The 8,751-nt window shown below is 71.1% G+C and carries 8 protein-coding genes; 1 reads left to right on the forward strand and 7 read right to left on the reverse strand.

Annotation, left to right across the window (positions count from 1 at the left end; all coding sequences use genetic code 11):
* Positions 1–213: 213 nt before the first annotated feature.
* The 7 genes from pheT to infC form a co-directional block, all read right to left on the reverse strand.
* Complete coding sequence (pheT, locus tag ACWGDE_RS32240; RefSeq protein WP_453392582.1) at positions 214–2,757, reverse strand: phenylalanine--tRNA ligase subunit beta; 2,544 nt, start codon at positions 2,755–2,757, stop codon at positions 214–216.
* A complete protein-coding gene (gene pheS / locus ACWGDE_RS32245; RefSeq protein WP_453392583.1) occupies positions 2,757–3,884 on the reverse strand; it encodes a phenylalanine--tRNA ligase subunit alpha in 1,128 nt (375 codons plus the stop codon). Before pheS ends, pheT begins: the two co-directional genes overlap by 1 nt.
* Before the next feature lie 152 nt (positions 3,885–4,036).
* Positions 4,037–5,356 (reverse strand): ATP-binding protein, encoded by a 1,320-nt coding sequence (locus ACWGDE_RS32250; protein WP_453392584.1) that lies wholly within the window; start codon positions 5,354–5,356, stop codon positions 4,037–4,039.
* Between the two features lie 55 nt (positions 5,357–5,411).
* A complete protein-coding gene (locus ACWGDE_RS32255; RefSeq protein WP_453392585.1) occupies positions 5,412–6,272 on the reverse strand; it encodes a TrmH family RNA methyltransferase in 861 nt (286 codons plus the stop codon).
* A 137-nt stretch (positions 6,273–6,409) separates the two neighbouring features.
* Complete coding sequence (gene rplT / locus ACWGDE_RS32260) at positions 6,410–6,796, reverse strand: 50S ribosomal protein L20 (RefSeq protein WP_030157251.1); 387 nt, start codon at positions 6,794–6,796, stop codon at positions 6,410–6,412.
* Positions 6,797–6,900: 104 nt separating this feature from the next.
* On the reverse strand, positions 6,901–7,095 hold the full coding sequence (gene rpmI, locus ACWGDE_RS32265; RefSeq protein WP_030157249.1) for a 50S ribosomal protein L35: 195 nt from the start codon (positions 7,093–7,095) through the stop codon (positions 6,901–6,903).
* Between the two features lie 104 nt (positions 7,096–7,199).
* On the reverse strand, positions 7,200–7,958 hold the full coding sequence (gene infC, locus ACWGDE_RS32270) for a translation initiation factor IF-3 (RefSeq protein ID WP_453392586.1): 759 nt from the start codon (positions 7,956–7,958) through the stop codon (positions 7,200–7,202).
* 323 nt (positions 7,959–8,281) lie between these two features.
* Between infC and ACWGDE_RS32275 the strand changes: the two genes are divergently transcribed.
* On the forward strand, positions 8,282–8,662 hold the full coding sequence (locus ACWGDE_RS32275; RefSeq protein ID WP_453392587.1) for a DUF1844 domain-containing protein: 381 nt from the start codon (positions 8,282–8,284) through the stop codon (positions 8,660–8,662).
* Positions 8,663–8,751 lie beyond the last annotated feature (89 nt).

Genomic DNA, 8,751 nt, shown 5'->3' on the forward strand with positions numbered 1-8,751 from the left:
AGACAGCCCCGCCCCTTCCCGAAACCGGGGCTCCGCCCCGGACCCCGTACGTGCGCTCCGCGCCCGTGCCCTCAAACGCCGGGCGGGCTGGATTTTCCAGCCCCGCAGGGCCACGCCCACCGCCTCGCGCAGCCCGCGCCGGGAAACGGGTGAGGGGGTGCACCCCGTGATCGGGATGCACCCCCTCGGTGCCACAAGGAGCGGCGGCTGCGGCTACGCGCCGCGCAGGACCGCCCCGGTCCGCTCCCCGGCCAGGGCGACGGCCGCGTCACGCGCAGCCGTCGACTCCTCGGCGGTCAGCGTCCGGTCCGCCGCGCGGAACCGCAGCGCGTAGGCCAGGGACTTCTTCCCCGCACCCACCTGCTCACCCTCGAACACGTCGAACAGCCGCAGGGACTCCAGCAGTTCACCGGCACCGCGGCGCAGCGCGTCCTCCACCGACGAAGCCGGAACCGACGCGTCGACGATCAGCGCCACGTCCTGGGTCGCCACCGGGAAGGAGGAGATCCGGGGCGCCTGGAGCGCCTCGCCGCCGGCCGCCGCGAGGCGGTCGAGGTCGAGCTCCATCGCGCTGGTGCGGGCCGGCAGGCCCATCGCCTTGACGACGCGCGGGTGCAGCTCACCGGCGTGGCCGATGACCGTCTCCACCCCGTCGAGCGTGACGAGCAGCTCGGCGCAGCGGCCCGGGTGCCAGGGACCGTACTGGCCCTGGCGCACCACGAGCTCCGCACCGGCCTCGACGGCCAGCGAGCGCGCGGCCTGGACGGCGTCCGCCCAGTCGGCCGGACGGCCCTTGCCCCACCAGCCGGCCTGCTCGCGCGCACCGGCCAGCACGACCGCGGCGTAGCGCGGCTGCGCGGGCAGGGCCGCGTTCAGGGTGGCGATCTCCTCGTCCGTGGGACGCCGGTCGACGCCGAGGCGTACCGCGACGCCCGGCTGCGCGGCGGCGCGGAAGACCGAGCCGGTCTCGAAGAGCGCGAGGTCGTGGCTGCCCCGGCTGTCGTTGCGGCGCAGCGCGCCGAGCAGACCCGGCAGCAGCGTGGTGCGCAGCGCCGGCTCCTCGTCGGAGATCGGGTTGACCAGCTTGACGACCTGGCGGGAGGCGTCGTGCGCGGGCAGCTGGAGCTGGTCGAAGACGCCCTCCCCGATGAAGGGGTAGCTGAGCGCCTCGACGTAGCCCGCGCCGGCCAGCGCGCGGCCCACCCGGCGGTGCAGCTGCTGCCGGGCGGTCAGACCGCGGCCGGACGGCACCTGCGGGAGGGTGGAGGGAAGGTTCCCGTAGCCCTCCAGCCGGATGACCTCTTCGGCGAGGTCGTTGGGCTCGGCGAGGTCGGGCCGCCACGAGGGGACGGTGACGACGAGCTCGTCCTGGCCGTAGACGTCGCAGCCGACCTCCTGCAGGCGGCGTACGACGGTCTCGCGGCCGTACTCCATGCCCGCGACCTTGTCGGGGTGGTCCGCGCTCATCGCGATGGTGCGCGGGGCTCCGGGCGCGGTGAGCTCGGTGACGCCCGCCTCGGCGGTGCCGCCGGCGAGCAGCACCAGCAGGTCCACGGTGCGCTGCGCGGCCGCGGCCGCGGCCTGCGGGTCGACGCCGCGCTCGAAGCGCTTGGACGCCTCGGAGGACAGCTTCAGGCGGCGGGCGGTGCGCGAGATCGACACGGAGTCGAAGTGCGCGGCCTCGACGACCACGTCGGTGGTGCCGGTGACGACGCCCGTCGAGCCAGAGGGATCAAACGCAGTGGTGACGGAGTCGGCGATCTCCGTGTTGGCGCCGCCCATGACGCCGGCGATCCCGATGGGGCCGCTGTTGTCGGTGATCACCAGGTCCTCGGAGTCGAGCTTGCGCTTGACCCCGTCGAGGGTGGTCAGCTCTTCGCCCTGCTCGGCCCGACGCACACCAATCGGACCGTCGATGCGCGAGCGGTCGTACGCGTGCAGCGGCTGGCCGAGTTCGAGCATCACGTAGTTGGTGATGTCGACGGCGAGCGAGATCGGGCGCATGCCCGCCTTCTGCAGGCGCCGGGTGAGCCAGATCGGGGAGCGCGCCTCCGGGTCGAGGCCGGTCACCGTGCGGGCGGTGAAGCGGTCGCAGCCCAGCGGGTCGTCGATCTTGACCGCGTAGCCGTACGAGTTCGGCGCGGGCACGTCGAGCAGCGCCGGGTCGCGCAGCGGCAGACCGTACGCGGTGGCGGCCTCGCGGGCCACACCGCGCATGGACATGCAGTAGCCGCGGTCCGGGGTGATGTCGATGTCGAGGACCTCGTCGACGAGCTCCAGGAGCGCGATCGCGTCGCTGCCGACCTCGTGCTCGTGCGGCAGCACGATGATGCCGTGCGTGCCGTCGTCGCCCATGCCCAGCTCGTCGCCGGAGCAGATCATGCCGTGCGAGGTACGGCCGTACGTCTTGCGCGAGGCGATCGCGAAGTCGCCGGGCAGCACCGCGCCGGGCAGGACCACGACGACCTTGTCGCCGACGGAGAAGTTCCGGGCGCCGCAGACGATCTCCTGCGGCTCACCGGTGCCGTTGGCCGAGCCGACGTCGACGGTGCAGAACCGGATCGGCTTGCGGAAGCCCTCGAGCTCCTCGATGGTCAGCACCTGGCCGACGACGAGCGGGCCCTTGAGCCCGCCGCCGAGCTGCTCGACGGTTTCGACCTCGAGGCCGGCGTCGACGAGCTTGGCCGCGACGTCGCGACCGGTTTCACCGGCGGGGAGGTCGACGTACTCCCGCAGCCAAGAAAGCGGGACCCGCATCAGATCTCCATCCCGAACGGCCGGGTGAAACGGATGTCACCCTCGACCATGTCTCGCATGTCTTCAACGTTGTGGCGGAACATCAGCATCCGCTCGATGCCGAAGCCGAAGGCGAACCCGCTGTACTTCTCCGGGTCCACACCGCAGGCGATGAGCACCTTCGGGTTGACCATGCCGCAGCCGCCGAGCTCGATCCAGCCCTCGCTGGAGCAGGTACGGCACGGGCGGTCGGGGTTGCCCACCGATTCGCCGCGGCACACGTAGCACTGCATGTCCATCTCGGCGGACGGCTCGGTGAAGGGGAAGAAGTGCGGGCGCAGGCGCGTGGTGGTGCCCTCGCCGAACAGCTCCTGGACCATGTGGTCCATGGTGCCCTTGAGGTCCGCCATGGTCAGGCCCTCGTCCACGGCGAGCAGCTCGACCTGGTGGAAGACCGGGGTGTGCGTCGCGTCGAGCTCGTCGGTGCGGTACACCCGCCCGGGGCAGACGATGTAGACGGGGGGCTTGCGCTCCAGCAGCGAGCGCGCCTGCACCGGGGAGGTGTGGGTGCGCAGCACGACGCCGGACTCGTCGCCTTCGGTGCCCTCGGGGCCCTTGACGAAGAAGGTGTCCTGCATCTGGCGCGCCGGGTGGTCGGGCGTGAAGTTGAGGGCGTCGAAGTTGAACCACTCCGCCTCGACCTCGGGGCCCTCGGCGACCTCGTACCCCATGGCCACGAAGATGTCCGCGATGCGGTCCATAAGCGTGGTCAGGGGGTGCCGGGCGCCGGCGGGCACGCGGTCGTAGGGCAGCGTGACGTCCACCGCCTCCTCGACCAGCACCCGCTCGTCGCGCTCGGCTTCGAGCGCGACCGTGCGGGCCCCGAAGGCCTTGTTCACGGCGCCCCGGGCCTGGCCCACGAGCTTGCCCGCGGTGGCCTTGGCCTGCGGGGGCAGCGCGCCGATCTCGCGGTTGGCGAGCGCCAGGGGCGAGCGGTCGCCCATGTGCGCGGTCTTCGCCTCCCGGAGCTCGTCGAGGTCGCCGGCGGCGGCGAAGGCGGCGAGCGCCTCGTCCCGCATGCGCTCGATCTCATCCGGTTTCAGTGCCTCGACCTCAACAGGGTCGTACGACTTGTTCGGTGCCGACATCTCTTCCCGTACTTCCGATGGCTGGCTGGTGGGTCCCCCGCGCGACGCGCAGGGCGCGCTCGGCACAAGGACACAAAGGTGCCAAAGGTCGAGTCTAAAGGTCGCCGGGGGCTGAGGGGCCCGTGGGCCGCCTGCCGAGACGCTCCGCAGGGCTACTGCGTGAGGTAGGCCGGCGCGCCGACGGGCAGGATAAATCGGAACTCGGCGCCGCCTCCGGGGCCGCGGCCGACCGTGATGGTGCCGCCGTGGGCTTCCACGATGCCCTTGACGATGTACAGGCCCAGGCCGGTACCGCCGCGCTTGCTGCCCCGCCAGAAGCGGGTGAAGACGCGCTTCATCGACTCTTCGGGGATTCCGGGGCCCTCGTCGGTCACGGTGACGGCGGTTCCCTTCTCGGTCTTCCCCGCTGCGTTCGCGAAGCTGGTCGGCGTCACGTCGATGGTGACCGTTCCTTCGCCGTGTCGCACCGCATTTTCGAGCAGGTTGCCGAGGATCTGGTCGATCTTGTCCGGGTCCGCCCACAGATCGGGCAGTGGCCGGCTCACGCTGACGACGAACCGCTCGGGGGCCTGCCCGTTCGCGGTGAGCGCCTGGACGTGGCGGCCCACGGCGGTGGCGATGTCCACCGGCTGGCGGCGCACCTCCAGGCGGCCCGAGTCGATGCGCGAGATGTCCAGGAGCTCGGCGATGAGCCGGGTCACGCGGTTGGCGTCGGCGTCGACGGTCTCCAGCATCAATCGCTTCTGGTCGTCGGTGAACCGCTCCCACTTGGCGAGCAGCGTCGCCGTGAACCCCTTCACGGAGGTCAGCGGGGAGCGCAGCTCGTGCGCGACGGTGGCGATCAGCTCGGCGTGGCTGCGCTCGGTGCGCCGGCGGGCCTCGGTGCCCCGCAGGGTGACCACGAGGCGGCGCAGCGGGCCGGTGGGGTGGGTGCGCACGTACCGGGCGGAGACGAGCACCTCGCGGCCGCCGGGGAGCAGCAGGTTGCGCTCGGGCTGTCCGCGCCGGGTGGCGAGGCCGCCGTAGGGGTCGGTCAGCGCCCACCAGCGGCGGCCCTCGAGGTCCTCCAGCGGGAGCGCCCGCTCGATCCCCTCGCCGAGCGCCTCGCAGGCCACGCGGGCGGTGATGCGGGCGGCGGCGGAGTTGAAGCAGATGACGCGGCCGGTGTCGTCGGCGATGACGAGCCCGTCGGGCAGGTCGTCGGGGTCGATGCCGAGCCCGGCGAACTCCCCGTCCGGACATGTCGCAGCCGGATCGGCCGCGGCCCCCGGTTCGTGCGCGGGACGGCCGTGTGCGGCCCGGCCGGGCTGTGCGGGCACGGGCTGTGCGGGCACGGGCTGGGGCGACGCGGGCTGTGTCGAAGCGGGCTGTGCGGGCACCTTGGCCGCCTCGGCCCGCTGGGGCACCGTCGCCAGGATGGGTGCCCCGGCCGCCTCGGCGGCCGCCGGCGAGCTGTTCGTACCGACGGTCATGTCCCCGTACCCCACATCTCCGAGTAGCGCAGTGGGCCCCCGGGCCGCCACATTACTAGCTGGGGGTCACGGAGCGGCACCCTCCGGGCGCCCGCTGTGCACGCGCGGAGGCGTAGAGGCACACGGCGGCGGCCGTCGCGAGGTTCAGGCTCTCGGCCTTTCCGTGGATCGGGACCCTGACCACGGCGTCGGCGAGCGCCCTGGTCTCCTCGGGCAGGCCCCAGGCCTCGTTGCCGAAGATCCAGGCCGAGGGGGTGCCCATGGTGCCCGCGTCGAGCTCCGCGTCGAGGTCGTCCTCGCCGGCCCCGTCGGCGGCGAGGATGCGCACGCCGGCCGCGCGCAGCCCTTCCACGGCCTGCTCGACGGGCACGCCGACGGCCACCGGGAGGTGGAAGAGGGAGCCCACGGAGGCCCGTACCGACTTGGGGTTGTACAGGTCCACGGAGGCGTCGGTCAGCACCACGGCGTCGGCTCCGGCGGCGTCCGCGCAGCGCAGCACCGTACCGGCGTTGCCGGGGTCGCGGACGTGCGCGAGGACGGCGACCAGCTTGGGCTCGGCCTTGAGGATCTCCTCGAAGGGCGAGTCGAGGAAGTGGCAGACGCCGACCAGGCCCTGCGGGGTGACCGTCTGCGAGACCTCGGCGAGCACCTCGTCGGAGGCGTAGTGGACGCGGGCTCCGGCGGCGTACGCGGCGTCGACGATGTCGGCGTAGCGCTCGGCGGCCTCGACGGTGGCGAACAGCTCGATCAGGGTCGAGGCGCCCCCGGCTCCCCGGTGCTCGACGGCCTCGCGCACGGCCTGCGGGCCCTCGGCGATGAAGCGCCGCTCCTTGGTGCGGAAGTTGCGCCGCGCCAGTCGCCTGGCGGCGGCCACCCGCGTGGATCGGGGGGAGATCAGCTCGGCGGGGGTACCCATGGCGGTCGGCTCGCTTCCGTACGTACAGCGGGTGGAACTCGATCGAACTCAGTCGAAATCGGTGATCAACGCACCGGACCCGCAGGCGCGGGGCCTGCGGGTCCGGGCAAGTTACTGCAGCCTTGAAGGCGTACTGCTTAGGCAGCGACCTTCGGGGCGTTGACGTCGGCCGGGAGGGCCTTCTGCGCGACCTCGACCAGCGCGGCGAACGCGTTGGCGTCGTTGACGGCCAGCTCGGCGAGGATCTTGCGGTCCACCTCGATGTTGGCGGCCTTCAGACCCTGGATGAGGCGGTTGTACGTCATGCCGTTCTGGCGGGCAGCGGCGTTGATGCGCTGGATCCACAGCTGACGGAAGTCGCCCTTGCGCTTCTTGCGGTCGTTGAAGTTGTAGACCAGCGAGTGGGTGACCTGCTCCTTGGCCTTGCGGTACAGGCGCGAACGCTGACCGCGGTAGCCGGAGGCCGCCTCGAGGATTGCCCGGCGCTTCTTGTGGGCGTTTACTGCCCGCTTGACGCGTGCCACTTTTTACTCCTTGTAGCGGGGCCGTGGTGGTTCTTCACACGGCCCGAATTCGATGGGGTCCCGGTCCTGACGCTCATCCGCTCCCGGCACGGGAGCGGAGAACATCACTTGCCGAGAAGCTTCTTGATCTTCGCGGCGTCGCCGGGGGCCATCTCCGCGGTGCCGGTCAGGCGGCGGGTGACACGGGACGACTTGTGCTCGAGCAGGTGGCGCTTGCCGGCGCGCTCGCGGAGCACCTTGCCGGAGCCGGTGATCTTGAAGCGCTTCTTGGTCCCGCTGTGCGTCTTGTTCTTCGGCATAGCGCCGTTATCTCCTCGTCGGTGGCGCTCCCACCGGTCCTGTAGGGGACCGGCTCGCGGGAGCGTCATGTTGTGTCGGTGATCCGAGACGGGCTGCCTCGGAATCAGGCCTCGGCAGGAGCCTCGTGAGAGGCGACTGCCTCGTCGGCGGCATCCTCGGCTGCTTCGGCTGCTTCGTCGGAAGCGACCTCGGCGACCTCGGTGTCGGCGTTCTCGGCCTCGAACTCGGCGTCCTCGGAGAGGGCCTCGTCGTCGGTGAGGGCGACACCCTGGCGCTCGGCCTTACGGGCGGCCTGCGCCTCGCGGGCTTCGGCCATCGCCTCGGTCTTCTTCTTGTGCGGACCGAGGACCATGATCATGTTTCGGCCGTCCTGCTTCGGGTTCGACTCGATAAACCCGAGGTCCTCGACGTCCGAAGCGAGGCGCTGCAGCAGTCGGTAGCCGAGTTCCGGCCTGGACTGCTCGCGACCACGGAACATGATCGTGATCTTGACCTTGTCGCCCTGCTTGAGGAACCGAACGACGTGACCCTTCTTGGTGTCATAGTCGTGCGGGTCGATCTTCGGCCGGAGCTTCATTTCCTTGATGACCGTGTGCGCCTGGTTCTTGCGCGCCTCACGGGCCTTCATGGCCGACTCGTACTTGAACTTGCCGTAGTCCATGAGCTTGCAGACCGGCGGGCGTGCGGACGCCGCGACCTCGACCAGGTCGAGGTCGTACTCCTGCGCGAGCTCAAGCGCCTTGGCAAGCGGCACGATGCCGACCTGCTCGCCGCTGGGACCGACGAGTCGTACCTCGGGAACGCGAATCCGGTCGTTGATGCGGGGCTCGGTGCTGATGGATCCTCCTCGGTAGCACCACACGGCTGCCTGGAGGACAGCCGCTGACGTTATTTCCGTCAGACCGACCGCGGCGGAGAATGAAAAAAGCCCCGCCGGGCACAGGCAGGGGCTCCAAAACAACCGGAGCACCGCCGCGTGCGAACCGCGGGGCGCAGACTCGGGCAGCTTTCCATCGTCCGTACGGAACGATGGATGCCGCCTGACCGGTGACCCGCCTCCCGTGAGGGTGGTCGGGTGGGAGAATCGGAGCCTCCACTTGTGGCCGGGCACATAAGTGTCCGGCCGGTCGAAGTACATACTAGCACCCGCGTTGCAAGCCCGCCGCACGGCATATCGTGGGGCACATGACTGACGCGACGCCCTCCGGTTCCACGGCTGATTCCCCCGACACGCCCGACTACGACGACATGACCCGCGACATCGCGGACGTGCCCGCCGTCGAGGTCATCACCACGGTGGCCGTCCACCTGCTCAGCGCGGCGGCGGTCAACCTGGGCCTGGACAAGCCCGACTCCGAGCACAAGGACCTCGACGAGGCCCGCAAGCTGATCACCGCCCTGGCCGGCCTGGTCACCGCGAGCGCCACCGAGATCAGCTCCTTCCACGCCGCCCCGCTGCGCGACGGCCTGAAGTCCCTCCAGCTCGCCTTCCGCGAGGCCTCGCTGGTGCAGGACGAGCCGGGGCAGGGCCCGGGCGAGAAGTTCACGGGTCCCGTCTACGCGTAATCCGGAGAACCGAGAAGGGGGGGTGCCCGGCGGCGGGCCCGGGGCGCCCCCCCGGGGGGATAAAAAAAAAAAACCCCACCCCACAACAA

The organism is Streptomyces sp. NPDC054956 (genome assembly GCF_053609185.1).

What these genes read in the sequence shown, in the direction of transcription:
- pheT (WP_453392582.1), bottom strand. Translation starts at nt 2,757, where the DNA reads ATGCGGGTCCCGCTTTCTTGGCTGCGGGAGTACGTCGACCTCCCCGCC.
- pheS (WP_453392583.1), bottom strand. Translation starts at nt 3,884, where the DNA reads ATGTCGGCACCGAACAAGTCGTACGACCCTGTTGAGGTCGAGGCACTG.
- ACWGDE_RS32250 (WP_453392584.1), bottom strand. Translation starts at nt 5,356, where the DNA reads ATGACCGTCGGTACGAACAGCTCGCCGGCGGCCGCCGAGGCGGCCGGG.
- ACWGDE_RS32255 (WP_453392585.1), bottom strand. Translation starts at nt 6,272, where the DNA reads ATGGGTACCCCCGCCGAGCTGATCTCCCCCCGATCCACGCGGGTGGCC.
- rpmI (WP_030157249.1), bottom strand. Translation starts at nt 7,095, where the DNA reads ATGCCGAAGAACAAGACGCACAGCGGGACCAAGAAGCGCTTCAAGATC.
- ACWGDE_RS32275 (WP_453392587.1), top strand. Translation starts at nt 8,282, where the DNA reads ATGACTGACGCGACGCCCTCCGGTTCCACGGCTGATTCCCCCGACACG.